Origin of the sequence: Pseudoalteromonas sp. SR41-4, assembly GCF_014163985.1 — a bacterium.
Lineage (GTDB): Bacteria > Pseudomonadota > Gammaproteobacteria > Enterobacterales > Alteromonadaceae > Pseudoalteromonas > Pseudoalteromonas rhizosphaerae.
Window position 1 is genome coordinate 253,945 of the sequence record NZ_JACJEI010000002.1, and the last position, 26,318, is coordinate 280,262.

Annotated in this window: 23 protein-coding genes and 1 tRNA gene; 17 read left to right on the plus strand and 7 right to left on the minus strand. The window is 40.8% G+C overall.

Annotated elements, in window-relative coordinates:
• Positions 1-147 precede the first annotated feature (147 nt).
• The 7 genes from H5180_RS02750 (at position 148) to H5180_RS02780 (ending at position 5,448) form a co-directional block, all read left to right on the plus strand.
• The gene (locus H5180_RS02750; protein WP_182757617.1) at positions 148-2,109 is read left to right on the plus strand and encodes an FAD-dependent oxidoreductase; all 1,962 of its coding nucleotides are present in this window, start codon (positions 148-150) and stop codon (positions 2,107-2,109) included.
• Positions 2,110-2,173: 64 nt separating this feature from the next.
• Positions 2,174-2,851, plus strand: coding sequence for a DoxX family protein (locus H5180_RS02755; protein ID WP_149982495.1), 678 nt, complete (start codon positions 2,174-2,176; stop codon positions 2,849-2,851).
• Positions 2,852-2,969: 118 nt separating this feature from the next.
• A complete protein-coding gene (locus H5180_RS02760; RefSeq protein ID WP_145233196.1) occupies positions 2,970-3,518 on the plus strand; it encodes an NAD(P)H nitroreductase in 549 nt (182 codons plus the stop codon).
• Positions 3,519-3,720: 202 nt separating this feature from the next.
• Positions 3,721-4,098 carry a hypothetical protein gene (locus H5180_RS02765; RefSeq protein WP_145233198.1) on the plus strand — a complete coding sequence of 126 codons (378 nt, stop codon included), beginning with the start codon at positions 3,721-3,723 and terminating at the stop codon, positions 4,096-4,098.
• 101 nt (positions 4,099-4,199) lie between these two features.
• Positions 4,200-4,290 (plus strand) — tRNA-Ser (locus H5180_RS02770).
• Between the two features lie 49 nt (positions 4,291-4,339).
• Positions 4,340-4,726, plus strand: coding sequence for a hypothetical protein (locus H5180_RS02775; protein WP_179959208.1), 387 nt, complete (start codon positions 4,340-4,342; stop codon positions 4,724-4,726).
• A 104-nt stretch (positions 4,727-4,830) separates the two neighbouring features.
• Entirely contained in the window at positions 4,831-5,448 is a 618-nt protein-coding gene (locus H5180_RS02780; protein WP_182717447.1) for an FKBP-type peptidyl-prolyl cis-trans isomerase, read from the plus strand.
• A 70-nt stretch (positions 5,449-5,518) separates the two neighbouring features.
• Here H5180_RS02780 and H5180_RS02785 read toward each other — a convergent pair whose 3' ends face one another.
• Positions 5,519-7,933 (minus strand): TonB-dependent receptor domain-containing protein, encoded by a 2,415-nt coding sequence (locus H5180_RS02785; protein ID WP_182757618.1) that lies wholly within the window; start codon positions 7,931-7,933, stop codon positions 5,519-5,521.
• Between the two features lie 150 nt (positions 7,934-8,083).
• Here H5180_RS02785 and H5180_RS02790 point away from each other — a divergent pair, with 150 nt between their 5' ends.
• Positions 8,084-8,611: a YaeQ family protein gene (locus H5180_RS02790; RefSeq protein ID WP_182717449.1), complete on the plus strand. Its 528-nt coding sequence runs from the start codon at positions 8,084-8,086 to the stop codon at positions 8,609-8,611.
• A 4-nt stretch (positions 8,612-8,615) separates the two neighbouring features.
• Here H5180_RS02790 and yfaE read toward each other — a convergent pair whose 3' ends face one another.
• The 5 genes from yfaE to ubiG form a co-directional block, all read right to left on the minus strand.
• The gene (gene yfaE, locus H5180_RS02795) at positions 8,616-8,888 is read right to left on the minus strand and encodes a class I ribonucleotide reductase maintenance protein YfaE (RefSeq protein ID WP_145233207.1); all 273 of its coding nucleotides are present in this window, start codon (positions 8,886-8,888) and stop codon (positions 8,616-8,618) included.
• On the minus strand, positions 8,888-10,018 hold the full coding sequence (gene nrdB / locus H5180_RS02800) for a class Ia ribonucleoside-diphosphate reductase subunit beta (RefSeq protein ID WP_145233209.1): 1,131 nt from the start codon (positions 10,016-10,018) through the stop codon (positions 8,888-8,890). The genes yfaE and nrdB overlap by 1 nt, the downstream gene beginning before the upstream one ends.
• A 69-nt stretch (positions 10,019-10,087) precedes the next feature.
• A complete protein-coding gene (gene nrdA / locus H5180_RS02805) occupies positions 10,088-12,370 on the minus strand; it encodes a class 1a ribonucleoside-diphosphate reductase subunit alpha (protein WP_145233211.1) in 2,283 nt (760 codons plus the stop codon).
• A 401-nt stretch (positions 12,371-12,771) separates the two neighbouring features.
• Positions 12,772-13,455 carry an HAD family hydrolase gene (locus H5180_RS02810; RefSeq protein ID WP_145233213.1) on the minus strand — a complete coding sequence of 228 codons (684 nt, stop codon included), beginning with the start codon at positions 13,453-13,455 and terminating at the stop codon, positions 12,772-12,774.
• Positions 13,455-14,165 (minus strand): bifunctional 2-polyprenyl-6-hydroxyphenol methylase/3-demethylubiquinol 3-O-methyltransferase UbiG, encoded by a 711-nt coding sequence (gene ubiG, locus H5180_RS02815; RefSeq protein ID WP_145233215.1) that lies wholly within the window; start codon positions 14,163-14,165, stop codon positions 13,455-13,457. Before ubiG ends, H5180_RS02810 begins: the two co-directional genes overlap by 1 nt.
• Before the next feature lie 179 nt (positions 14,166-14,344).
• On the opposite strand from ubiG, the gene gyrA reads away from it, so the two are divergent.
• From gyrA to pyrF, 9 genes are all read left to right on the plus strand, one after another.
• Positions 14,345-17,044, plus strand: a complete 2,700-nt coding sequence (gene gyrA, locus H5180_RS02820; protein WP_145233217.1) for a DNA topoisomerase (ATP-hydrolyzing) subunit A — start codon at positions 14,345-14,347, stop codon at positions 17,042-17,044.
• Positions 17,045-17,158: 114 nt separating this feature from the next.
• Positions 17,159-18,241, plus strand: a complete 1,083-nt coding sequence (gene serC, locus H5180_RS02825; protein ID WP_182757619.1) for a 3-phosphoserine/phosphohydroxythreonine transaminase — start codon at positions 17,159-17,161, stop codon at positions 18,239-18,241.
• Positions 18,241-19,518 carry a 3-phosphoshikimate 1-carboxyvinyltransferase gene (aroA, locus tag H5180_RS02830; protein ID WP_182757620.1) on the plus strand — a complete coding sequence of 426 codons (1,278 nt, stop codon included), beginning with the start codon at positions 18,241-18,243 and terminating at the stop codon, positions 19,516-19,518. The genes serC and aroA overlap by 1 nt, the downstream gene beginning before the upstream one ends.
• A 107-nt stretch (positions 19,519-19,625) precedes the next feature.
• Positions 19,626-20,336 (plus strand): (d)CMP kinase, encoded by a 711-nt coding sequence (cmk, locus tag H5180_RS02835; RefSeq protein ID WP_145233224.1) that lies wholly within the window; start codon positions 19,626-19,628, stop codon positions 20,334-20,336.
• Positions 20,337-20,429: 93 nt separating this feature from the next.
• Positions 20,430-22,097 carry a 30S ribosomal protein S1 gene (rpsA, locus tag H5180_RS02840; RefSeq protein WP_029216020.1) on the plus strand — a complete coding sequence of 556 codons (1,668 nt, stop codon included), beginning with the start codon at positions 20,430-20,432 and terminating at the stop codon, positions 22,095-22,097.
• 62 nt (positions 22,098-22,159) lie between these two features.
• Positions 22,160-22,447: an integration host factor subunit beta gene (gene ihfB, locus H5180_RS02845; RefSeq protein WP_016707218.1), complete on the plus strand. Its 288-nt coding sequence runs from the start codon at positions 22,160-22,162 to the stop codon at positions 22,445-22,447.
• Positions 22,448-22,468: 21 nt separating this feature from the next.
• Positions 22,469-22,750, plus strand: coding sequence for a lipopolysaccharide assembly protein LapA domain-containing protein (locus H5180_RS02850; protein ID WP_016707217.1), 282 nt, complete (start codon positions 22,469-22,471; stop codon positions 22,748-22,750).
• 2 nt (positions 22,751-22,752) lie between these two features.
• The gene (gene lapB / locus H5180_RS02855) at positions 22,753-23,889 is read left to right on the plus strand and encodes a lipopolysaccharide assembly protein LapB (protein WP_145233226.1); all 1,137 of its coding nucleotides are present in this window, start codon (positions 22,753-22,755) and stop codon (positions 23,887-23,889) included.
• A 49-nt stretch (positions 23,890-23,938) separates the two neighbouring features.
• The gene (pyrF, locus tag H5180_RS02860) at positions 23,939-24,643 is read left to right on the plus strand and encodes an orotidine-5'-phosphate decarboxylase (RefSeq protein ID WP_182757621.1); all 705 of its coding nucleotides are present in this window, start codon (positions 23,939-23,941) and stop codon (positions 24,641-24,643) included.
• A 382-nt stretch (positions 24,644-25,025) separates the two neighbouring features.
• Here the strand turns inward: pyrF and tyrS are convergent, their stop codons facing one another.
• Positions 25,026-26,282 carry a tyrosine--tRNA ligase gene (tyrS, locus tag H5180_RS02865; protein ID WP_182757622.1) on the minus strand — a complete coding sequence of 419 codons (1,257 nt, stop codon included), beginning with the start codon at positions 26,280-26,282 and terminating at the stop codon, positions 25,026-25,028.
• Positions 26,283-26,318 lie beyond the last annotated feature (36 nt).

A 26,318-nucleotide genomic window follows, 5' to 3' on the forward strand; every position in this document is an offset into this window, starting at 1 on the left:
TAAATCGTAACTAAGTATTTATGAGCGAGGTTTTAACCGTGAGAATGTGAACATATTAACTAATTTATCGCTTTTGTTGCTTATTGCTTGCCAATCGAGCAAAATTGGCTAATGTATAGAGGTTAGACCAGTTCATTGGGGCAGAGGATGTTAGAACAACAATTACAATTGAAACACACACAGCTACGTAACCGTTTGGTAATGGGCTCAATGCACACGGGGCTTGAAGAGGGATGGCATAACCGAAAACGACTGCGTGCTTTTTATGAAGCGCGCGCTAAAGGTGGTACTGCGATGCTCATTACGGGGGGCTACAGTCCTAATTTGCGTGGCAAATTAACCCCAATCTCATCGTCTTTTAATAGCTATTATGATGTGTTTAAGCACCGTGCATACACTGATGTTGTCCATCAACACGGCGGTAAGATTTGCTTACAATTATTACATGCTGGACGTTATGCGTATCATCCATTTAATCAAGCACCAAGTGCAATTAAAGCACCTATTAACCCATATCAACCCAAAGCAATGTCGCTCAGTGCAATAAAAAAAACCATCAAAGACTTTGCTCATTCCGCCTATTTAGCACAAAAGGCAGGCTACGATGGCGTTGAAGTGATGGGCTCAGAAGGTTATTTGATTAATGAGTTTATGGCACCGCATACCAATAAACGCTCAGATGAATACGGTGGAAGTTTAGAAAACCGTATGCGTTTAGCGTTAGAGATAGTCAAAGCTGTACGTGCCAAAGTAAATAAAGAATTTTTAATTATCTTTCGATTATCGGTGATGGATTTAATTCCGAATGGGTCAACACCTGAAGAGGTTACGATCCAGGCCAAAGCATTAGAGCAGGCTGGAGTTGATATTTTAAATACTGGCATAGGCTGGCATGAAGCACGAGTACCTACTATTGCGAGTATGGTGCCAGCAGGTGCATTTAAAGAAGCTTCAAAACGTTTAAAAGAAGTGGTATCGGTTCCTGTGATTGCTGTAAATCGTATTAATACTCCTGAGATTGCCAATGAAATATTAACTGCAGGGGATGCCGATCTGATTTCGATGGCACGACCACTATTAGCCGATCCAGAGTTTTTTAATAAATATCAAGCACAACAAAGTAAACACATTAATATTTGTATCGGCTGTAATCAGGGCTGTTTAGATCATGTATTTAAAGGTAAACGAGCAACATGCTTAGTGAATCCTCAAGCGGGGTTTGAGCTAGATTATCCTCTTGAGCTGACCAACAAGGCTAAAAATGTGTTGGTTGTAGGTGCTGGGCCTGCGGGCTTATCTGCCAGTTGTTACTTAGCGCAAAAAGGTCATACGGTAACGCTGATTGATAAAAATACAGATATGGGCGGCCAATTTAATTTAGCGATGCGAATTCCTGGTAAAGAAGATTTCAATCATACCTTGCGTTATTTTATTAATGAACTTGAACGTCTAAAGGTCACGGTAAAACTCAATACTCCTTTTACCGATAAAATGCTTGAGCAATACGATGACGTGGTGTTTGCAACGGGGGTGCGCCCGCGTGAGGCAAACTTTACCTGCGCGGATAATAAACGTGTTTTTTCATACGATGAAGTTATTCGTGGTGAAGTTGAATTAGGGCAATCGATTGCAATTTTAGGTGCCGGCGGCATTGGCTTTGATATGGTTGCTTTTTTAAGTGAACATAAAGACCAAAGTATTGCTGATTTTAAATCGCAGTGGGGAATTGAGTGTCAGCCAAGTCCAGATAAAGATAATCGTCAATTGTTTATGCTAAAACGCAGCGCTGGGCGTTTTGGCAGTGAGCTTGGTAAAACAACGGGCTGGATACATCGTCAAGTTGCAAAGCAACATGGTGTAAAACAGATCGCTGATTGTCAGTATCATCATTTTGATCAGCAAGGTCTAAAAATTACTGTGGCAGGAGAGGAGCAGGTGCTACCTGTTGATACAGTGATCGCTTGTATCGGGCAAGTCTCTAATAACGAATTAATGTCGGGGTTAATCGATAATCCTAAAGTACATGTAATTGGCGGGGCCAAATTAGCATCAGCAATTGATGCAAAACGAGCTATTTATGAAGCGCTTCAGGTCGCGCGTAAAATTTAACTGAAATAAACTTTTAATCGTAGCGGTCTTTGTTTAATACATTTCAAAAGACTAGACTGCTACGATGAATACATTGATCACACTATATAAAACTTCCCTACAAAAAATAGCCATTTTTGATGGTATCCCTGCTTTACTATTTAGACTGATACTGGCGCCAGTTATGATCATCGCAGGTTATAACAAGCTAAATATCAGTGGTAATGGTAATGGGTTTTTTGAATTCTTTTTAGCTTCTCCAGATGTTGTTGCTTGGTTTGGTAACCCAGACTGGGGATTAGGCTTACCTTTTCCTGATTTACTGGCTTTTTTAGCTGGCTGGAGTGAATTTCTCGGTGGCTGGCTACTCTTAGTTGGTTTATTAACCCGTCTGGTTAGCATACCGCTGATGTTTACTATGGTCGTTGCCGCAACCTCTGTACATTGGCACAATGGCTGGTTTGCGATTGCGCCCACAGATCCAGATACCAGTGCTGCACAAGTACTTGATTGGTTGGCGATCCCCGGTGCAAAAGAAAGTTTAGATAATTCCCGAGAAGTAAAAGAACGTATTGAGAAAATTCGAGGACTTGTACAAGAACATGGTTTCCCAGATTACCTTTATGAAAAGGGTAAACCGTCGATTTTGAATAATGGCATTGAGTTTTCAGCAATTTATTTTGCGATGTTATTGAGTTTATTTTTTACCGGCGGTGGGCGTTTTGTTAGCCTTGATCACTGGTTACGGAAAAGATTCGAATAATCTAAATCTCTACCTGTCAGTTTGCGACGCCCGTCGCAAACTTTCTAACTTTCAAACTTTCTCAGCAATCCCTATCAATGCTATGCTAGTTTCTTTTTTAATTAGATAGAGAATCGCTATGGACGCTATTGAGCTTTTATTGACTCGTCAGTCAGATCCTCGACTGATTGCACCTGCCCCAAACAACAGTCAACTTGATATTATTAAACAAGCAGCGCTTCGTGTGCCTGATCATGGTTGCCTTGCGCCTTGGCAATTTATTGTTGTTGCAGAAGATGCGCGAGAACGACTCGGCGAAATTTATTATCAAAGTGCAGTTGCAGAACAACAAGATGAAAAAGTCATTAATCGTGCCAAAGAGTTACCGCTGCGTGCACCGATGATAATCATTGCCATTGCCAAATATCAAGCGCACCCAAAAGTACCGCGTATAGAACAAGTACAAAGTGCTGGTTGTGCTGTGTTAGCTATGCAACAAGCAGCTTTTGCGCAGGGACTGGGTGGTGTCTGGCGTACTGGTTACTTTGCGCAAAGTGAGGCGGTAAAAGCGGCGTTAAAGCTTGATAATGAAGATGAGATTGTCGGTTACCTGTATTTAGGCACTCCAGAAGTGGACTGTAAAAAGGCTGTTCGTCATAGCCCAGAACACTTTTTCACAAACTTATAGTTGCCAAAACGTAATTAACTGGAACTTTGTCGTGTTATTTCAGTCAGAGTGCATTAAGGCTACCTTTGTTATTATCTTTAGGTAGCTTGGCTGTCTGAAGCGCTTGGATGCAATAACCCTCAATACAATGGTTTGTTATTTTTCTGCAGTTTGTTAATGTATGGAGTGTCTTAATTAGAATAACAACAAGAAGACGAGGATAATGGGAAATTTATTTTTACGTGAAAAAGAAAAATGGTTAACGTGGTCCTTATGGGGTTTTGTTGGTGCGGCTATCACTCTTTACACAGCATTTAGTACACAGACTCCTCATTTAATAGCGATCTCATCAACTGCTATTGTGGTTATCTTAGCGTGGTGGATGCAACGCACAAGACGATTTGATTTTGGTAGAGCGTTTAAAGTGTGTTGTTACGTGTTGTTTGTGAGTATTTTACCCGCTTTTGTATTGGTGCTTGTACCAAGTGATGATCTAAACCGTTTTGATTTAATCTTTCAGAGCTTAAGTTTTGTAACTTTTAGCTTATTAGTCTGCTTACTGTGTTCGTGGGTCGCGAAACGTCCAAAACAGTATTATTGATGTATTTTTAAGCGCTTTGAGTAATTGTAACGATTAATTTGAACTTTTTTACTTTTAGGGCTTTACAACAAGGCGGCTAACCCCTATTATCCGCGCCGTACGGAGAGATGGCAGAGTGGTCGAATGCACCGGTCTTGAAAACCGGCAGGGGTTTATAGCCCCTCTAGGGTTCAAATCCCTATCTCTCCACCATATTTAAAAAGCCGCCTTATGGGCGGCTTTTTGCTATCTGGAGTTTAAGATGTCACAGCAAAATCAATTAAACACCACACAACGGGTGCTAAAACACGTACTGTTATGGTCGGTGTTTGGCTACTGTTATCACAGTGCTATTAACTTACTCGTTAAAATGGCGATGGATGCACAACCAGAGCATGTATTGCTCACAGCTATGCTTTACTGCCTAGGCTTTAATCTATTAGCTGGGCATTTAATTACTAAATATGATAAATACTGGCCAGAAATTGCGGCAATATTTATTGGTTGTATCGGTTTATTAGTTGTGCCGGTGTTATTAGTTGGTACGCAGGCATTACTGAGTCGTCCATTACTTGCTGGTATTTTAATCAGCTTGCCAATCTTGACTTTTGCTGTGCGCTTAATAAAGCGAAAACTCACTAAAAACTAGCTCTAAAGAAGCCCAAAAGGGCTTTTTTTTATGATAGCATAGGCGCGTCTTTTAACTGATACCAGCGTTATTAAGCTTGGTATAAACAAAACGTGAAACATATTATGTCAGATAATTTTACTACAGATGCTGAAAAAGCAAGTTACGGTATTGGCCTACAGATGGGTGAGCAACTTAAAGCTAACCCTTTCGAAGGTTTAAACTTAAATTCAGTATTTGCAGGCATGAAAGATGCGTATGTGGGCGGCGATTTCCAAGTTGAGATCCCTGAGATCCAAGCTGCATTCGAAAAAATCAACACTGAAATCCAAGCACGTCGTGAAGAAGAAGCGAAAGTACTTGCAGCTGAAGGCATTGCATTCTTAGAAGAAAATGCAAAACGTGCTGAAATCACAGTGACTGAGTCTGGTCTTCAATATGAAGTACTAGCAACAGGTGAAGGCAACAAGCCAACTGCTGAGTCAACAGTGCGTGTTGATTATCACGGTACACTTATCAACGGTACTGTATTTGACAGCTCTTATGAGCGTGGTCAACCTGCTGAGTTTCCAGTTGGTGGCGTGATCAAAGGCTGGACTGAAGCATTACAAATGATGCCTGAAGGCACCAAATGGCGTATCTATGTTCCTCATGAGCTTGCTTATGGAGAACGTGGTGCCGGTGCTGCAATTGCACCATTCTCAACACTGGTATTTGACGTTGAGCTACACGAAATTCTTTAATTAGAAATTGAGTAATAAAAAGCCGCGCTAATAACTATTAGCGCGGCTTTTTTATGGTTATTTACTGAGATCAGAAATAACCACGTAGACCAATTCTAAAGTTACGCCCAGGAAGTGGCGCTTCATCTTTAATAAATGAACTATGTACAAAACCCAGTTCATCCGTAATATTATCAACGTTGATATAAAACTGTGTATCTACCGGACCGACACTTAATTGATAATTTGCTTGCGCATCAAACAGTGTATAGCCATCAGTTGCGGTTTCATAAGCCGTAATATCACGTTGTTCAAAGTAGTGTGTGCCAGTTAAGCTGAACTGCCAATCACTGATATTATACTGAAATTCTGAACCTAACTTATTTGCCGGAATACGCGGTAAATACCCTTCATCATCAGCAAGTTTTGCAGTGGTTGAGTCACCAAATACTTTTACCATCGCATTTGAATTTAATTGATAATGTGCATCAAATTCAATGCCGTATAATTTCGCATTTTTACTGACAAATTGATAAACAGCCATACCATCATCGTGGCCAGGCTCTGCAGCTTCAAGGCCGTGCTCTTCATCAAACATTAACCCCGTGTTTTGCTGATAGTAAAAATTGGCAATGTCGTTATAGAAAAAGTTAACCGTATAACCAAAATCGCCACTAAAGCGTCTAAAGCCAAAATCAATATTGGTTGATGTTTCTTGTTTGATATTTTCAGGTTCGAAGTGAATTTCACCGTCTTCTATCGCGTAGCCTAAACCAAGCTCATAGGTGCCAGTTGCAATATGGACACCATTTGATAATAGCTCGGCTGATAACGGTGCGCGTTCAGAGTGTGACACGCTCAGCGCAATACTTTGTCCGGGTGTATATTGCCAAATAGCGCCTGCTGAAGCGCTCAGATTAGTAAAGCTTTTACTGTAAGGCGTTATTTCATTGGCGTGTTCATCAGTATGATCATCTTCATGGTCATGGTCATGGTCATGGTCATGGTCATGCGCAGCAGCACCGACATTACTATCAATATTATAATCTTCAATACGCGCACCTAATTCTAATGTCACGTTGCCAAACTGTTTTTCTTCGAGGATAAATAATGCATGAGTAGTCGTTTTGCTAGCGGGTGTGAAGGCTTCTTCACCATCGGCATCATAATCAGATTCACTAAAATGATAACCAGCCATACCATGCCAATTACCTAACTTATGCTCGATATTTAAACGTGCTTCAGTGGTTTCATTACTAAAGATAGTACCGATCGCGCCATCTTCAATTTCAGCATGGCGATAATCAGTATAACCTAGACGTAAATTAATAGTTTCAATCCAGTTGTTGTGTAATGCATAGCTCATCAAACCTTGCCAGCGATCTTGTTCTACACGCGCATAAACGGCTTCTTCTTCGCCTTCATCATGGTCGTGTTCGTGTTCGTGTTCGTGATCATGGCCATGTTCATGGCTATGTGCTGGAATACCGTAGTCGGTTTCAATACGGCCATAAGAAACACCTAGCGTTAAATGCTCACCTACATAGCTAGTACCAAAGTTAACGGTTTGGCTATCAATAAAGGTATTTTTTACCGAGGTGGCTGTTTCATGCTCTTCTTCGTCATGACCCTCATGATCTTCGTGCTCTTCTTCAGGTAAGTTAAAACGCGGAGTTTGGTAGTCATCACCAGTGCGTTTGGTACCGTCAAAATGGAAGTTAAAGTTGTTATGGCCCGTCTCAAGCTTGGCAGCATAGGTGTTGGCATTTGAAACTGTGTCATGGCTGTATTCAACAGCCCCAGTTAACTGCTCGATATTATCAGTTGGAATGCGGTTATCTACTACGTTAACTACGCCACCAATCGCGCCTGAGCCATAAAGTAGCGTAGCTGGGCCACGCAAAACTTCAATCTGTTCTGCAGCTAGGCTGTCATTCGATGTTGCGTGATCTGGGCCAATACGTGACGCATCGCTGCTGTCTAAGCCATTTTGGGTGATTTTAACGCGAGGGCCATCTAAGCCACGGATTATAGGGCTAGATGAAACAGGGCCAAAATAGCTGGCATTAACACCCGGAAGCCCTTTGAGCGTTTCGCCTAACGTGGGTTTTGCTTTATTGCGCAGTTCATCACCACTGAGTACACTCACTGGTGAAATCATCTCTAAGCTATTTTTATGCAGGGCAGAGGCATACACAACGACAGATTCAACTGACGTAGGTACAAGCGTGATATTTAGAGCAGAACTGGTTTCAGTTACTTGAACTCTAGCATCAACAAAATTATTTTTACTAATATGTAATTGGCTATTAGCATCAATATTAATACTAAATCGGCCATTCTCGTCAGTTTTAATTGACTGTGCTTTACCGTGTACGTGCACATCGGCATAGCTGAGTGGTTGCTTGTTATTGTCAAAAACTTGCCCAGTTACCAGCGCAGCATGAGCAGAAAAAGAGCTTAAAGCAGTGATAATTGCAGTTGATATTAAGGAATGTCGGATCATGGTTACTACGTTGTTGCTATTATGTTGTGATATAATATAACACCATCATTTGTGCTGATCAATAATGTTATACCATAACTTTTAAAATAAACGTGCTTATATCAGATTGGGCTATACTCAATAGGAGTAACGGCGAGACTGGTGAATATTATGTCTGATAAAACACGTATTTTTAAAGCACGATTTAGCATAGCTGATCTGCGTCATCAGCGTAATCACAAAGAAATTTTTACCACAGCGTTGACTAAAAATGAAACACTGGAGCATTTTGTTTTAAAGCTATTAGGCTATTGTATTTTATCTTATGACAGCCATGCAGTGCTTAATAAACTTGCTGATAAACTACAGCCAGATGTAGGAATTCAAGCGTTGGATGAACATTATAAAACCTGGTTAAGTGTTGATAAACCTGACCTTGATGAATTAGTTAAGATCGCTAAGCAAGTGGATGAATTATTAATTTTAACAACGGGCAATAGTGAATGGTTGACGCAATCTCAGTCACGGTTAAAGTTATTTGATAATAGCCATATTATTGAGATTGACCAGCAGTTTATTGATGATATTCAGGTGGATTTAACCCGCAGTTTAAATTGGGATGTAACCATAGATGAAAGTAGTTTAATGATCAGTGATAAAATACATTGCTATGAAACAAAGCAGTTTGACTGGCATTAACAAATTACTTCAAATTGAGAGTGATATTGCCATCGGGTTTACAGCAGCACAGCAGTACTTCTCCATCACGTACAAAGGCGAGTGGTTCTTCGTTATAGGTGACTTGCCCTGCTACTAGGGTTGCTCTACAGGCACCACAATATCCTTCTCTACACTGAAAAGGAATTTCATATTGCTGTTGTTCTAGGCAGTCTAAAAGGGAATGACAGCCAGTGTCAAAATCTACACACTGGCTATTATCTGCAAAGTGGATCTTTGCAGTTTTGTTGCTGGTCATTAGAGATCGAAGTCACCGAAATCAGAGGCATTAACTTGAGAGTCAATTTGGCCTACAAGGTATGAGCTGATCTCCGCTTCTTGTGGAGCAACTTGTACATTGTCTGACACCAACCATGAATTGATCCATGGGATAGGGTTACTGCTGGTTTTAAACTGTGTTGGTAAACCAACTGCAGTCATACGAGCATTAGTAATGTACTCAACGTATTGGCATAAAATATCTTTGTTTAAGCCAATCATTGAACCATCTTTAAACAGGTATTCAGCCCATTCTTTTTCTTGCTCAGCAGCATCAACAAACATCTTGATCGCTTCATCACGACACTGGGCTGCTACGATAGCCATTTCAGGATCGTCTTTACCATCTTGCATAATATTCAAAATATGCTGAGTACCAGAAAGATGAAGCGCTTCATCACGGGCGATCAGCTTAATAATTTTAGCGTTACCTTCCATTAATTCTCGCTCTGCAAACGCAAATGAACAGGCAAAGCTGACATAAAAACGGATCGCTTCTAAGATATTCACTGACATCATTGCAAGGTATAAAAGCTTTTTAAGTTCAAATAAACTGATATGAACTGTTTCGCCATTAAGTTCATGTTTACCTTCACCGTATAAGTTATACACAGCCACTTTATTAATTAATTCATCGTAATATTTAGTTACGGCATCAGCACGTTCACTGATCTTTTCGTTACTAACAATATCATCAAAAATAAGCTCAGGGGCTTGGGTAACGTTACGAATAATATGTGTATATGAACGGCTATGGATTGTTTCACTAAATGCCCATGTTTCAATCCAGGTCTCAAGTTCTGGGATCGACACAATTGGCAGTAACGCAACATTAGGCGAGCGACCTTGCACACTATCAAGCAATGTTTGATATTTTAAGTTACTTAAAAAGATATGTTTTTCGTGATCAGGTAAAGCCTGAAAATCTAACCGATCTTTACTTACATCGACTTCTTCAGGACGCCAAAAAAACGATAGTTGTTTTTCAATTAGCTTTTCGAAAATAGGGTACTTCTGTTGATCATAACGCGATACGTTAACGGTTTGGCCGAAAAACATCGGTTCTTGTAGTTGGTTATTATGGTTTCGGCTAAAAGTAGTATAAGACATAAGATCACTCAAAAAACGAACAGGGCAAAGCGGGCGTATAGCCCGCTTCCAATTTATATTTATTACCGATTAGATTTTACACGCACCGCCTGCACAATCATCATCTTCCACTTCTGGTGTATCTTCTTGCATATCAGATGCACCATCACGGGTGTTATGGTAGTAAAGGGTTTTAACGCCAAGTTTGTAAGCACCCAGTAAATCTTGTAATAAGACCTTCATTGGTACTTTACCACCTTCAAACTTATTTGGATCGTAGTTAGTATTGGCAGAAATTGTTTGGTCAACAAACTTTTGCATAATACCCACTAATTCTAAATAACCTTTATTTGATGGGATATCCCATAATAATTCATAATTATTTTTAAGGCGTTCATACTCAGGTACAACTTGTTTTAAAATACCATCTTTACTGGCTTTAACACTGATATGACCACGTGGTGGTTCAATACCATTAGTTGCATTTGAAATTTGCGACGATGTCTCAGATGGCATCAACGCAGATAACGTTGAGTTACGCATACCATGCTCTTTAATATTGGCACGTAATGTATCCCAATCTAAATGCAATGGTTCATCACAAATTTTATCCAAATCACGTTTGTACGTATCGGTTGGCATAATACCTTGCGAATACGTTGTTTCGTTAAATTTAGGACATGCACCACGTTCTTTAGCCAGTTCATTTGAGGCTTTCATTAGGTAATACTGAATTGCTTCAAATGTTTTGTGAGTCAATGCATTGGCACTGCCATCAGAATAACGTTTGCCATTTTTAGCAAGGTAATATGCATAGTTGATTACGCCTATTCCTAGTGTACGACGGCCCATAGTTGCATTATGTGCTGCTGGCACCGGGTAGTCTTGGAAATCCAGTAAGTTATCAAGTGCACGTACCGCAAGTTCTGCAAGCTCTTCAAGTTCATCCAGTGACTCAATCGCACCTAAGTTAAAGGCCGACAGTGTACACAGTGCAATTTCACCTTCTTCATCATTAACATTGTTAAGTGGTTTAGTTGGCAATGCAATTTCTAAACATAAGTTAGATTGGCGAATTGGTGCCACTTTAGCAATGAACGGGCTGTGTGTATTACAGTGGTCAACGTTTTGTAAATAGATGCGGCCAGTGCTAGCACGCTCTTGTGCAAACATTGAAAACAGCTCAATAGCTTTAATACGTTTTTTACGAATTGACTCGTCTTGTTCATATTGTACGTAAAGACGATCAAATTCATCTTGATCTTCAAAAAATGCATCATATAAACCAGGCACATCAGACGGGCTGAATAATGTGATGTAATCATCTTTGATCAAACGTGAGTACATTAGTTTATTAAACTGTACACCGTAATCTAAGTGACGAACGCGGTTATCATCAACACCACGGTTGTTTTTAAGCACTAATAAGTTTTCAACTTCTAGATGCCAAAGTGGATAGAACAGGGTTGCTGCGCCACCACGGACACCACCTTGCGAACAACTTTTAACGGCCGTTTGAAAGTGCTTATAAAACGGGATACAACCAGTGTGATATGCTTCACCATTGCGAATAGGGCTACCTAGTGCGCGAATACGACCAGCATTAATACCAATACCTGCACGTTGCGATACGTATTTTACAATCGCTGATGAGGTTGCATTAATTGAATCTAGGCTGTCACCGCATTCAATCAGTACACATGAACTGAATTGACGCGTAGGGGTACGAACTCCCGCCATAATAGGCGTAGGTAATGAAATTTTGAACAATGACACTGCATCGTAAAAACGCTTTATGTAGTCTAAACGCGTTTCTTTTGGGTAATCAGAGAACAAGCTTGCCGCAACTAAAATATATAAAAACTGTGCGCTTTCATAAATTTCACCCGTAACACGGTTTTGTACTAAATATTTACCTTCAAGCTGTTTAACAGCAGCATAGCTGAAGTTTAAATCACGTCCATGATCAAGGTATTCATCCAGTTGATCAATTTCTTGCTCTGTGTAGTCAGCTAGTAAGTGTGCATCGTAACGCTTATCTTCAACTAACTTAACGATATGATCATACAAGCGCGGTGGCTCAAATTGACCATAGGCTTTTTTACGCAAATGGAATACAGCTAAGCGGGCTGATAAATATTGATAATCAGGCGACTCTTTAGAGATCTGATCAGCGGCCGCTTTGATGATGGTTTCATGGATGTCTTCAGTACGAATACCATCATAAAACTGGATGTGCGATTTCAGCTCAACTTGTGAGACAGACACATTATTTAGACCTTCGGCGGCCCAAGCAATAACGCGATGGATCTTATCTAAATCAAGTGACTCTTTACGGCCGTCACGTTTGCTTACAGATAGCTGTTGGTTCATAGTTTTGCCTGTATTCCTTGGGATATAATATTTTTTAGTGACACATTTTTCTTAAAATAAATTTTTTATTGCAATAAAACTGTATTAGCGCGAATTTAATTGAATAACATTTAGCCACAACATCTGGTGTTCATCAAATTCTAGATCACAAGATAGTGTGGTATGCGATCATTTGCAAGGGGCATAAACGCCCCTAATTGTGGATAACGTTGGGATAACACGATTGTGTTAGTAGCCATTAACCTTTGACCATCTGATTAAAATGAAATTTATAAAAATCAACTGATGATCGATTAAATTTACGCATTTTAAAAATAAATTTTGGCTGCTTTTTTTATCAACAAACAATGTGCAAAAAGTAACACGATCACAATATGTAGTGGTTAAAATTTAACATGGCACTATATATGGTTAAATGCATCAATAGGTGATTGCCAATTAAAATCGGCTTGCCAACTCAATGCTTCAGCTTCACTAGGGATGTAGCCCCACAACGCAGCAGCGCTGTGCATGTTTGCAGCCTTGGCTGCAATTATGTCACGCTGCGCATCACCGATATACAAACAACGATTCGGATCAACATCTAACAGTTGGGCTGTATGCAGTAAAGGTAAAGGTGATGGTTTAGCGATATCGAGGGTGTCACCACTGACAATTGCCTGTGCATCTTTTAGTTCAGCAATTGCAGCAACTAATGGAATAGTCAAAAACTCAGGTTTATTAGTCATGATCCCCCATTTGATCTGTTGTTGATCAAGCGCGATCAATAATTGTGCAATTCCAGTAAAGCATTGACTATGGGTGGCAATATTATCTGCGTAGGCAGTTAATAGCTGCTGGCGTAAGTCAGCTTGATTTGGGTGATCGTGCCATTGCTGACCAAATCCAGCTGCAAGCAGCGCCATTGCACCGTTAGAAGCTGCAGGACGATATATATCAGCGGTTACTGATGGTTGGTTATGATCAGCGAGTACGTAATTTAGCGCAGCCCCTAAATCATCTGCGGTATCGAGTAATGTACCGTCTAAATCAAAAATAAAGGCGTCGTAATCAATTGCGGGGCTTGCTGTGTTAAAACCAGCCATTACGCTAGTTTCTCAAAATGCAGAATATAATTAACGCTTACATCGGTATTTAAGCTGTACTGCTTTGATAAAGGGTTATAACTCAATCCCGCACTAGCACGTACTTTGAGGCCTGCTTGTTCTGCCCATGCAATGAGTTGTGCTGGTTTGATAAACTTTTTGTGATCATGGGTTCCATCAGGCACCATCTTCAATAATTTTTCCGCCCCGATAATTGCGTACAAATATGCTTTTGGGGTTTTGTTTAATGTAGAGAAAAATACATCAGCACCAGGTTTCGCTAATTCTGCTACTGCATGAATGATAGATGCAGGGTCTGGCACATGCTCTAACATTTCCATACAAGTAATAGTATCAAAGCGGGCAGGGTGTTCGCTGGCATACTGTTCGGCAGGTATTTTTATATAGTCAACGTTTACACCGGTTTCTAAACTGTGCAGTTTCGCAACGGTTAACGGCTCTTGACCCATATCAATACCAGTCACATGTGCGCCCATTCGCGCCATACTTTCACTCAATATACCGCCACCACAGCCGACATCGAGTGTTTCTTTGTCGAATAAGCCTTTGGCCTTGTCGGCAATAAAATCTAATCTTAATGGATTAATTTCATGAAGGGGTTTAAATTCGCCTTCACGATCCCACCAACGCTCAGCGATGGCTTCAAACTTTGCAATTTCTGCACTATCTACATTTTGATGTTCGGTCATAAAAAACTTCCTCGTCAATCTCAGGCCATTATATAGGGGTAAATTAATAAATCGCAAAGATTTAGCGCCTGTAAATCTAAATAAATTGTGGTAGCATGACTTGGTAATAATAACTAAATCCCCGCAAGCGCCCATATGTGGCACTTTCGTGGGTCAATACTGAAGGAATGTGATATCAAATGACTGATTTCGCCAATGAAATTCTGCCAGTCAATATTGAAGACGAGTTAAAAAACTCCTATTTAGATTACGCAATGAGCGTAATAGTAGGACGAGCACTACCAGACGTACGTGATGGTTTAAAACCTGTTCACCGCCGCGTTTTGTTTGCTATGAACGAGCTTAATAATGATTGGAATAAGCCTTACAAAAAATCAGCCCGTGTGGTTGGTGATGTAATTGGTAAATACCATCCCCATGGCGACAGTGCGGTGTATGACACAATCGTACGTATGGCCCAGCCATTCTCTTTACGTTATATGTTAGTTGACGGCCAAGGTAACTTTGGTTCAGTTGATGGTGACTCAGCAGCAGCAATGCGTTATACCGAAGTCCGTATGGCGAAAATGTCTCATGAGCTTTTGGCTGATCTTGAAAAAGAGACTGTTGATTTTGTACCTAACTATGATGGTACAGAGCAAATTCCTGACGTATTACCGACCAAAGTTCCTAACTTATTAGTGAACGGTTCATCGGGTATTGCGGTAGGTATGGCGACAAACATTCCTCCTCATAACTTAACTGAAGTTGTGAATGGCTGTTTAGCACTTATTCAAAACCCTGAATTAACCATTCATGAACTAATGGATTATATTCCGGGCCCAGATTTTCCAACTGCGGCAATTATCAACGGTAAAAAAGGCATTGAACAAGCCTATTTAACTGGCCGTGGCAAAGTGTACATGCGTGCACGTGCGGAAATTGAAGTTGACGAAAAAACCCATCGTGAAACGATCATCGTTCACGAGATCCCTTATCAAGTAAATAAAGCCCGCTTAATTGAAAAGATTGCTGAACTTGTTAAAGATAAGAAGATTGAAGGCATTAGTGCATTACGTGATGAATCAGATAAAGACGGTATGCGTATCGTTATCGAGATCAAACGTGGTGACGTAGGCGAAGTGATCTTAAACAACCTTTATGCACAAACTCAGTTACAAACTGTGTTTGGTATGAACATGGTTGCGTTGATCAATAACCAGCCTAAGTGTTTCAACTTAAAAGAAATGCTTGAAGAATTCATCATTCACCGTCGTGAAGTAGTGACCCGTCGTACGGTATTTGACCTACGTAAAGCCCGCGATCGTGCACACATGCTTGAAGGCTTAGCAATTGCACTTGCTAACATTGACCCAATTATCGAGCTTATTCGTAACTCACCAACGCCAGCTGAAGCTAAAGTAGCACTTGCTAGCCGTCCGTGGGAATTAGGTAATGTAAAAGCCATGCTTGAAAAAGCCGGTGAAGCAAATGTTGCCCGTCCAGATTGGTTAGCGGATGACTTAGGCATCCGTGATGGTCAGTATTATATTTCTGAGCAACAAGCCCAAGCAATTCTAGATTTACGTTTACACAAGCTTACTGGTCTTGAACATGAAAAGATTCTAAGCGAATACCAAACGTTATTAGATTTAATTGCCGAGCTTTTATATATTCTTGCTAATCCTGAGCGTTTAATGGAAGTTATCCGCGATGAGTTAGTTGAAATTAAAGAGCAATACGGCGACGAACGTCGTACTGAAATTAATGCAGCGGCTCATGATATTAGTCTTGAAGACTTGATCACAGAAGAAGACGTAGTAGTAACCCTATCTCACGAAGGGTATGTGAAGTATCAGCCATTGTCTGATTACGAAGCACAGCGCCGTGGTGGTAAAGGTAAATCAGCAACCAAGATGAAAGATGAAGATTTCATTGAACGTCTACTAGTTGCTAATACTCACGATACTATTTTATGTTTCTCAACGGCAGGTCGCTTATATTGGCTTAAAGTGTATCAATTACCACTTGCCAGTCGTGCAGCCCGTGGTAAGCCAATTGTAAACTTATTGCCGCTTGAAGCCGACGAACGTATTACGGCTATCTTGCCAGTACGTGAGTATGAAGAAAATAAATACATCTTTATGGCAACTGCATTTGGTACCGTGAAGAAAACACCATTGACTGCGTATAGCCGTCAACGTGCTAGCGGTATTATTGCCGTTAACTTAAACGACGGTGATAGCTTGATTGGTGTCGATATCACTGATGGTAGCAACGAAATCATGTTGTTTACTGATGCTGGTAAAGTTGTTCGCTTTAAAGAAGCAGAAGAATCACCTGTTTTAGATGAAAACGGCAACCCAGTACTTGATGAAAACGGTAACCCGGAAATCAAGTTCAAGGGTGTTCGTCAGATGGGCCGAACTGCAACAGGTGTTCGTGGTATTAAGATGGCTGAAGGCCAACGTGTTGTATCATTAATTGTACCTAAGACGAATGGTGCTATCTTAACCGTGACAGAAAACGGCTACGGTAAGCGTACATTGCTCAGTGACTACCCTGCTAAGAGTCGTGCGACTCAAGGTGTGGTATCAATCAAAGTAAGTGAGCGTAATGGTGCTGTAGTTGGTGCTGTACAAGTTGACGATAACGATGAAATCATGATTATCTCTAATCGAGGTACTCTGGTGCGAACTCGCGTTAATGAAGTTTCTACCGTTGGGCGAAATACCCAAGGTGTTATTTTGATAAGAACTATTGACGAAGAGCAAGTAGTTGGTTTACAACGTATCGAAGAGATCGAAATCGATGAGCTTAACGCTATTATCGAAGGTGAAAGCGTTGAACTAGTCGACACTGTTAATGATGACGCTGGGGATAATCCTCCAGAGGCATAACATTAATCATTAAAGCGGCTTCGGCCGCTTTTTTTTACTATAAAAATCAAAAAAATTAATTGTTAAAATTAGCAATTAAAAACAATTGTTAAATTACTGGAATGAGGAAAGGTAATGAGTATATATAATTTTTGTGCTGGGCCTGCAATGTTACCGCCAGCTGTGATGGAAAAAGCACAAAAAGAATTTCTTGATTGGCAAGATTTAGGTGTATCGGTGATGGAGATCAGTCACCGTAGTAAAGAATTTTTAGCATTAACGGCACAATGCGAAGCAAGCTTACGTCGGTTAATGAATATCAGCGATGAATTTGAAGTGCTGTTTATGCATGGCGGTGGTCGAGGCCAATTTGCTGCAGTGCCACTGAACCTGCACCAAGCAGGTAAAGACGCCGTATATTGTGAAAATGGTGTGTGGTCTAAAGGTGCGGTTGACGAAGCGGTTAAATTTACTACCGTCACTGAGCTTGATGTCCGTAATGACACAAATGAGCAATTTTCTATCAAACCAGTTAGTGAGTGGCAATTTCCAGCCGATCCTTCATACATCCACTATTGTCCTAATGAAACCATTGATGGCATTGAAGTGTTTGATGTACCAAGTCACCCAACAGCGCCGATCGTTGCAGACATGTCATCAACTATTTTATCGCGTGAATTTGATGTTGAGCAGTTTGATTTAATTTACGCTGGTGCGCAAAAGAATATTGGTCCATCAGGCCTTGCCATTGTGATCATTCGTAAAACGTTGCTTGAGCGTGAAGGGGTTGCAAAGCCAGGTATATTTGATTACGCACTCGAAGTAAAACAAGGCAGCATGTATAACACGCCACCTACGTTTGCTTGGTATTTAGCGGCAGAAGTATTTGACTGGCTTGAGAAAAATGGTGGTGTTAAAGCCATGGAACAGCAAAATATAGCAAAAGCCGAACTGCTGTATGGCTTTATTGATGAATCACCGTTTTATAGTAATAAGGTTGCTAAGCATTGTCGTTCACGTATGAATGTGCCTTTTTGGCTCAATGATGAAAGCTTAAATGCACAGTTTTTAGCCCAAGCAAAAGAAGCTGGCTTACTTGCACTTGAAGGTCACCGTATTGTTGGCGGTATGCGTGCGAGTATTTACAACGCCATGCCACTTGCCGGTGTACAAGCGTTAGTTGACTTTATGGCGAAATTTGCCAAGGAGCACAGTTAATGGAGCAGTTACGGTTAGAGCCAATCAATCTAGTAAATGGCAGTGTTATCTTACCTGGCTCAAAAAGTTTATCAAATCGTATTTTACTGTTAGCGGCACTTGCGCAAGGCACAACGGTTGTAGAAAATTTATTAGACAGTGATGATATTCGCCATATGCTTGGCGCATTAAAATTATTGGGCGTTGATGTAAGTCTTAATGATGATAAAACTGTAGCCACTGTAAAAGGTGTTGGCGGGCAGTTTTTAACTCCAGCTGAGCCACTGTTTTTAGGTAATGCAGGCACCGCGTATCGCCCACTGACTGCGGTTTTAGCAGCGGTGAAGGGAAACTATGAACTAATTGGCGAGCCACGTATGGAGGAACGTCCAATTGGTCATCTAGTGGATGCTCTGCAAGCGCTCGGTGGGGATGTTAGTTATTTAAAAAATAAAGACTATCCGCCACTTAAAATTGTTGGTGGGCAAATTAATGGCGGCAACGTTGCAATTGATGGCAGTATTTCGAGCCAATTTCTCACTGCATTATTAATGGCTGCGCCGTTATTTAATGGCGATACGTGCATTACAATTAAGGGGACGTTGGTATCTAAACCGTATATTGATATTACCTTAGATGTAATGGCTCGCTTTGGCATATCGGTAACTCACGATAACTATAAAACCTTTACTGTAAAAGGTGCGCAGCAATACCAAGCTGTTGAGCGTATTATGGTTGAAGGGGATGCATCAAGTGCATCTTACTTTGTCGCTGCGGCGGCAATTGCCGGTGGTGAAATCGAGATCAAAGGTGTAGGTGCAAAATCTGTGCAAGGCGATATTGGCTTTGCAAAAGTGATGGAGCAGGTCGGTGCTAAAATAGATTGGTATGACGAGCGCTTAGTGGTACGTAAAGGCGAATTAAAAGGTGTTGATATCGATGCCAATGCTATTCCTGATGCGGCGATGACCCTTGCGACAGTGGCGTTATTTGCAGATGGTCCAACCGCTATTCGTAATATCTATAACTGGCGCGTAAAAGAAACTGATCGCTTACATGCAATGGCGACGGAGCTGCGTAAAGTGGGCGCTGAGGTAGTTGAAGGTGAAGATTTCATCGAAATAACACCGCCAAAACACTTTAACGATGTGGCGATTGATACCTATGACGACCACCGTATTGCGATGTGTTTTGCCTTGGTAGCGGTAGGCGGCAAGCCAATAACTATCAATGATCCTAAGTGTACATACAAGACATTTCCAACATTTTTCAATGTACTAGCATCGGTTAGTCAATAAATGACTAAAGTTGAAATATAAAGAGTTACATACAAAAAGCGGATATATTTAATTAAGTAACGTATAATGTCGCAGTTTTATTTTGGTGTGCATTGCAGGAGGTTTAAATGCAGGCGTTATTAATGCCCGTGATCACCGTTGATGGCCCAAGTGGTTCAGGTAAAGGAACTGTTTGTCGCTTGTTAGCCGATAAATTAGGGTGGGATGTACTGGATAGTGGCGCGATTTATCGCGTATTAGCACTAGCAGCACTTCATCACCAAATTGCACTAGACAACGAAGAGGCATTGGTGCCTTTAGCTGCTAACTTAGATGTGCAGTTTTTAGTTGATAGTCAAACTAACGCTGGAAAGGTTATTCTGGAAGGTGAAGATGTATCAACAACAATTCGAAATGAAGAAGTAGGAGCTGCCGCTTCAAAAGTAGCAGCCTTACCGCGCGTTAGAGAAGCATTATTACGGCGCCAACGCGCATTTCGAACTGAAAATGGGCTAATAGCCGATGGCCGCGATATGGGCACTGTGGTGTTCCAAGATGCTCCATTAAAAATTTATTTAACCGCTAGTGCAGAAGAACGCGCGCGCCGACGTTTTGTTGAGTTGAATGAACGCGGTCTTGATGTTACACTAAGTGGTCTATTAGAAGATATTCAAGCACGTGATGACCGCGATATGAATCGTGCTGTTGCGCCGCTTGTACCAGCTGACGATGCTATTGAACTCGATACTAGCGAGCTTAATGCACAGCAAGTGTTTGATAAGGTTATGATTTTATTAGATGCAGCGATCGTCGAAGGTAAACTTCCAAAGCGACGATAAACTATTTATGCGCCAGCAGGATGCCAGTGCTATTTTAACAACCCCATGCAGCATGGTTGCTTATTGGTAATAATATATGAGACGTATATTCGTATGTCAGAAAATTTTGCGCAGTTATTTGAAGAAAGCTTAAAGGGTTTTGAAGCAGAGCAAGGCTCTATCGTTAAAGGTACAGTTATCTCTATCGAGAACAACATTGTACTTGTAGATGCTGGTCTTAAATCAGAAAGTGCTATCCCTGCAGAGCAGTTCAAAAATGCTGCTGGTGAACTAGAAGTTGCTGTTGGCGACGAAGTAGATGTTGCACTAGATGCAATTGAAGACGGTTTCGGTGAAACTATCCTTTCTCGTGAGAAAGCGAAGCGTCACGAAGCGTGGATCCGTCTTGAGAAAGCATGTGAAGAGCAAGAGACTGTTACTGGTGTTATCAACGGTAAAGTTAAAGGCGGTTTCACTGTTGAAGTTGATTCAATCCGTGCTTTCCTACCTGGTTCACTTGTTGATGTTCGTCCAGTACGTGACACAACTCACCTTGAAGGCAAAGAGCTTGAATTTAAAGTAATCAAGCTTGATCAAAAACGTAACAACGTTGTTGTTTCACGTCGTGCAGTTATCGAATCTGAAAACTCACAAGAACGTGAAGAGCTTCTTGCTAACCTTGTTGAAGGTCAAGAAGTTAAAGGTATCGTTAAGAACCTTACTGACTACGGTGCATTCGTTGATCTTGGTGGTGTTGATGGTCTACTACACATTACTGATATGGCGTGGAAGCGTGTTAAGCACCCTTCAGAAATCGTTAATGTTGGCGACGAAATCGCAGTTAAAGTTCTTAAATTCGACAAAGATAAAACTCGTGTATCTCTAGGCCTTAAACAGCTTGGTGAAGATCCATGGGCAGCTATCGCTGGTCGTTACCCAGAAGGTTCTAAACTTTCTGGTCGTGTAACTAACCTTACAGATTACGGTTGCTTCGTAGAAATCGAAGAAGGCGTTGAAGGTCTAGTACACGTTTCTGAAATGGATTGGACTAACAAGAACATCCATCCTTCTAAAGTTGTTAGCTTAGGCGACACTGTTGAAGTTATGGTTCTTGAAATCGACGAAGAACGTCGTCGTATTTCACTTGGTCTTAAGCAATGTATTGCTAATCCTTGGCAAGAATTTGCTCGTCTACAAAACAAAGGCGATCAAGTTACTGGTAAGATCAAATCAATCACTGACTTCGGTATCTTTATCGGTCTTGACGGTGGTATTGACGGTCTTGTACACCTTTCAGACATTTCTTGGAATACACCTGGCGAAGACGCTGTACGTGAATTCAAGAAAGGCGACGAAATCACTGCTATCGTATTGCAAGTTGACCCAGAGCGTGAACGTATCTCTCTAGGTGTTAAGCAAATCGAAGCTGACCCATTCAATAACTACCTTGATGCAAACAAAAAAGGTGCTATTGTTAAAGGTAAAGTGACAGAAGTTGATGCGAAAGGCGCAACTGTTGAACTTATCGAAGGCGTTGAAGGTTACATCCGTGTAGCTGATATCGCTCAAGAGCGCGTTGAAGATGCAACTACTGTTGTTTCTGTAGGCGACGAAATTGAAGTGAAATATGTTGGTGTTGATCGTAAGAACCGCACTTTAAGCCTTTCAGTTAAAGCTCTTTTCGAAGCAGAAGAGAAAGAAGTACTAGAAAAGCTTAAGAAAGAAGAGCCAGTGTTCGAAAACGCAATGGCAGCTGCATTCGCAAATGCACAAAAAGACTAATTAATCAGTCTTAATTGGAAGGGCAGTGTTGCCCTTCCTTTATCTCTTTTTAAGGAAACGTTATGACTAAGTCAGAATTGATAGAACAATTAGCCGAGCAACACGCGCATGTACCTGTGAAAGATGTTGAGAATGCTGTTAAAGAAATTCTTGAACAAATGGCCGGCTCATTATCAAGCTCAGATCGTATTGAAATCCGTGGCTTTGGTAGTTTCTCATTACACTTTCGTTCACCTCGTACAGGTCGTAATCCAAAGACTGGCGACACGGTTGAGTTAGAAGGTAAGCACGTACCACATTTTAAACCAGGCAAAGAGTTAAGAGATCGCGTAAACGCGAGCATTGCCTAGTTACTTAGTTGGAGTAGTTACTTGTTTAGGGTATTAAAAATTATCCTGGTAGCAATATGCTTAATTTTTGCATTTGTACTTGGTTCGCAAAATCCACAGTTAGTGCAAATAAATTATATTATTGCCAGCAATACTTTACCCCTCGCAATGATAATAAGTATCTGCTTTGCTTTAGGTGTCGCAATTGGTTGTTTTATTAGCTTTAAATTGTTTTCGCAATTAAAGTGGCAAAACTATCGTTTGAAAAAAAAATTAGCGCCTGAAAAAGATAATAATAAGCTTGTTGCTAATAAAGACACCTAACTATGATTGAGCTTTTGTTTTTACTTTTACCTGTTGCGGCTGGTTATGGCTGGATCATGGGTAAAAATAGCGCTAAAAACCAAGCTCATCAACTTAATCGTCAGATCACATCTGAATACAGTAAAGGCTTAAAGTTTTTACTCGACAGAGAGGAAGATCAAGGCCTTGAGCACTTAATCAACTTGCTTGAAGTCGCCGCTGACTCTGTTGAACATTATTCTACATTAGCAACGATGTTTCGCCGCCGAGGTGAATTAGATCGTGCAATAAAAATCCACGAATTACTGCTCAAACACCCAAGCCTTAATGAACAACAAGCTGCGGCTAGTCGCCTTGAACTTGCTGAAGATTATATTATGGCGGGTTTGCTTGATGGCGCCGAAGAACATTTAGTGTGGTTAGTAAAAGCCAACCACAGTGATGCATTAGAGCCGATACTTAATTTATATTCGCAAACACGCGAATGGGAAAAGGGTATCAATATGTTCGAAGCACACAGTGATTTATTTTCAAAGCCGCAACATTTCAAAGCCATTGCTAACTTTTATTGTGAAGCTGCGTTGCTTAGCAATGATCCGCAAATTATGCGCAAAGCCATTAGCCTAAATCATAAAGCGATCCGCCCATTATATGAATTAGGTAAATCAGCATTTGCAAAAGAAGATTACGTAAAAGCAATTTATTATTGGCGTGAGCTGATCTGTAGTTTCACTTTTTTTGCGCCCTTGTTTATAGATGATTTAGCTCACAGTTATGAGCAATTAAACCTAACCCACCAATTTCATGAATTATTACAGCAGCTACTTGATAAGGGTGGGGTGCTAATAAAAATAAAACATTGCCAAGCATTACTTGAGCAAGGGCATACCGAACAAGCAATTAAATTTTTAACTGATAGTTTAAAACGTCAGCCGACAATTCGTGGCTTTAGTTTTTTATTACAGCTATTAGCAAAACAAAATAATGATATTAAAGATGTACTAGATCAAATAGATAAACTGGTCACATCTTATATTGCGACCAAGCCAGATTTTCAGTGCCAACACTGTGGCTTTACCAGTCATACAATTTATTGGGTTTGTCCTTCGTGCAAACATTGGGAAACCATAGTACCGAGCCGTGGTTTAGACGGTTTTTAGTTTTCTATAAAAATATTCACTTACTTCTACAATCAGTTTTAGGAAAGTTATGTCTCTCGAACATTCAAAAAAAGTTCTTATCGCCCTCGATTACGATGATCAGCAAACCGCTTTAAACTTTGTAAAGCAATTATCGCCTGATACATGTCGTTTAAAAGTAGGCAAAGAAATGTTTACCTATTTTGGACCTGCTTTTGTAAAAGAATTAATTGACCTTGGCTTTGACGTATTCTTAGATTTAAAGTTTCATGATATTCCAAATACGGTTGCCAAAGCGGTTACCGCAGCTGCCAAAATGGGTGTTTGGATGGTTAATGTTCACGCCAGTGGCGGTGTTGAAATGATGACTAAAGCCAAACAAGCGCTTGAGCAATTTGGTGATAAAGCGCCACTGTTAATTGCGGTTACTGTTTTAACCAGTATGGATGAAAACGAACTAAAGCGTTTAGGTGTTGAAAAAACGCCTGCTGAGCAAGTTATCTATTTAGCAAAACTTGCAAAAGAGTCAGGCCTTGACGGGGTAGTGTGCTCAGCGCAAGAAGCCAAGCAATTAAAATCGCTACTCGGTAACGATTTTAAATTGGTGACGCCAGGTATTCGCCCTGCGGGAAGTGATGCAGGAGATCAAAAACGTATCATGACACCAAAGCAAGCAATTGAAGATGGCAGCGATTATTTAGTTGTTGGCCGTCCGATCACACAAGCCGCAGACCCAGTTGCGGTTATTAAAGAAATTAATGACTCGATAAAATAAACAAGCGTTATTTTAATTAGTGCTAATACTAAGAACAAAGAGCAAAGTTTTTACTTTGCTCTTTTTGTTTGTAGGTATACAAACTTAATAACTTGGCGAAGAATAGTCCACAATGTTTTAAAAGCGGGCTATGGTACTAACTCGCTTATGCCCCATTCTGAGTTGCGAACGTTCAGCTACTCGGTTCCCTAAAGCGTAATTTGATGTACTCTTCCTTATGTTTAGATCTCTAACTCTATGGCGAAATTTGTTAATCCACTACAAACTACGGTGCAAGATTAGACCTGCAAATATCAGGAATTTTTGGCGTCATTATTTGCCATTGCAATGTTCAATGGCAAATAATCATCTGAGGTAGAGTGTGACCCAAAATAGAAGTGTGTTAATCCACTATACGTCTCACCAAGCAAAAATGCTTTTTACCGCGTTGAAGCAACCAGTACTGGTCGAACAGTGGGTAGTTCAAGTTTGGGTTTTCTGCATCGACTTTATCGCCATTCACACTGATTGCGTTGCTGCCAATCAGTTCTCGTGCAATGCGCTTTGAGTTGGTTAAGCTTGATTCAACTAGTAGTTTTACCAAGTCTTGCTCAGCACTTTGCATGCTAGGTAAGCCATCGAGTTCTAACTGTTTTAGTTCGTTTAAACTCAATAGTTGAACATTGCCGCTAAATAGCGCTTGGGTGATTCGCTCTGCACTAGCTAATCCTTCTTCACCATGGACAAACCGCGTCATTTGCTCTGCTAGGATAAGCTGTGCCCGTGGTTTACCTTTGTTCTCTTTGTCTTGTGTTTCAATCGCAGAAATTTCATTGCAGCTCAAGAAGGTGTAGTAGCGTAGGAAGTTGTAAACATCGGTATCTTCCACGGATAACCAGAATTGGTAGAAAGCGTAAGGCGACGTCTTACTTGGATCTAACCACACTGCACCGCCTTCGGTTTTACCAAACTTAGTGCCGTCAGATTTGGTGATCAAAGGTAGGGTTAGACCAAAGACCTGCTCACTATTTTGACGGCGAGAAAGGTCAATGCCACTAACAATGTTGCCCCATTGATCATTACCACCGATTTGTAGGCGACAGTTGTACTGGCGGTTCAATTCTGCGAAGTCGTAAGATTGCAGCAGAGCGTAACTGAACTCGGTGAATGAAATCCCTTGTTCAGGACGTTTTAAGCGTTGTTTAACGGACTCTCGGCTGATCATGGTATTCACGGAAAAATGCTTACCTATATCGCGGAAGAAATCGATCACGTTAATCTGCTTCACCCAATCAGCATTGTTTACCATGATCATTGGCTTGCTGATTTGCTTATCCATCAACTGTTGAATTTGGCTCGACAGATCTTGCACCCAACCCGATACGGTCTCTTCTGAGTTTAAGCTTCGTTCTGTGGCTTTAAAGCTTGGGTCACCAATCATACCTGTCGCACCACCAATAAGAGCGATGGCTTGGTGTCCTGCGTCTTGAAAACGCTTAAGCATAATCAGTGGCACTAGGTGGCCGATGTGCAAGCTACCTGCGGTTGGATCAAAACCGCAGTACAAGGTTTGTGGCTCACATAGCAATTGTTGAACTTGGTCTAAATCGCTCGCTTGGGCAATCAAACCGCGAGCTTGTAAATCTTCAATTAGTGTCATTGTCTTATCTTTGTCTGGTTTGGTTGTATTCAGATT

Excerpts from the sequence above, each read along its gene's own strand:
- H5180_RS02750 (WP_182757617.1), top strand. The coding sequence starts at position 148 with ATGTTAGAACAACAATTACAATTGAAACACACACAGCTACGTAACCGT.
- H5180_RS02755 (WP_149982495.1), top strand. The coding sequence starts at position 2,174 with ATGAATACATTGATCACACTATATAAAACTTCCCTACAAAAAATAGCC.
- H5180_RS02760 (WP_145233196.1), top strand. The coding sequence starts at position 2,970 with ATGGACGCTATTGAGCTTTTATTGACTCGTCAGTCAGATCCTCGACTG.
- H5180_RS02765 (WP_145233198.1), top strand. The coding sequence starts at position 3,721 with ATGGGAAATTTATTTTTACGTGAAAAAGAAAAATGGTTAACGTGGTCC.
- H5180_RS02775 (WP_179959208.1), top strand. The coding sequence starts at position 4,340 with ATGTCACAGCAAAATCAATTAAACACCACACAACGGGTGCTAAAACAC.
- H5180_RS02780 (WP_182717447.1), top strand. The coding sequence starts at position 4,831 with ATGTCAGATAATTTTACTACAGATGCTGAAAAAGCAAGTTACGGTATT.
- H5180_RS02785 (WP_182757618.1), bottom strand. The coding sequence starts at position 7,933 with ATGATCCGACATTCCTTAATATCAACTGCAATTATCACTGCTTTAAGC.
- H5180_RS02790 (WP_182717449.1), top strand. The coding sequence starts at position 8,084 with ATGTCTGATAAAACACGTATTTTTAAAGCACGATTTAGCATAGCTGAT.
- yfaE (WP_145233207.1), bottom strand. The coding sequence starts at position 8,888 with ATGACCAGCAACAAAACTGCAAAGATCCACTTTGCAGATAATAGCCAG.
- nrdB (WP_145233209.1), bottom strand. The coding sequence starts at position 10,018 with ATGTCTTATACTACTTTTAGCCGAAACCATAATAACCAACTACAAGAA.
- nrdA (WP_145233211.1), bottom strand. The coding sequence starts at position 12,370 with ATGAACCAACAGCTATCTGTAAGCAAACGTGACGGCCGTAAAGAGTCA.
- H5180_RS02810 (WP_145233213.1), bottom strand. The coding sequence starts at position 13,455 with ATGGCTGGTTTTAACACAGCAAGCCCCGCAATTGATTACGACGCCTTT.
- ubiG (WP_145233215.1), bottom strand. The coding sequence starts at position 14,165 with ATGACCGAACATCAAAATGTAGATAGTGCAGAAATTGCAAAGTTTGAA.
- gyrA (WP_145233217.1), top strand. The coding sequence starts at position 14,345 with ATGACTGATTTCGCCAATGAAATTCTGCCAGTCAATATTGAAGACGAG.
- serC (WP_182757619.1), top strand. The coding sequence starts at position 17,159 with ATGAGTATATATAATTTTTGTGCTGGGCCTGCAATGTTACCGCCAGCT.
- aroA (WP_182757620.1), top strand. The coding sequence starts at position 18,241 with ATGGAGCAGTTACGGTTAGAGCCAATCAATCTAGTAAATGGCAGTGTT.
- cmk (WP_145233224.1), top strand. The coding sequence starts at position 19,626 with ATGCAGGCGTTATTAATGCCCGTGATCACCGTTGATGGCCCAAGTGGT.
- rpsA (WP_029216020.1), top strand. The coding sequence starts at position 20,430 with ATGTCAGAAAATTTTGCGCAGTTATTTGAAGAAAGCTTAAAGGGTTTT.
- ihfB (WP_016707218.1), top strand. The coding sequence starts at position 22,160 with ATGACTAAGTCAGAATTGATAGAACAATTAGCCGAGCAACACGCGCAT.
- lapB (WP_145233226.1), top strand. The coding sequence starts at position 22,753 with ATGATTGAGCTTTTGTTTTTACTTTTACCTGTTGCGGCTGGTTATGGC.
- pyrF (WP_182757621.1), top strand. The coding sequence starts at position 23,939 with ATGTCTCTCGAACATTCAAAAAAAGTTCTTATCGCCCTCGATTACGAT.
- tyrS (WP_182757622.1), bottom strand. The coding sequence starts at position 26,282 with ATGACACTAATTGAAGATTTACAAGCTCGCGGTTTGATTGCCCAAGCG.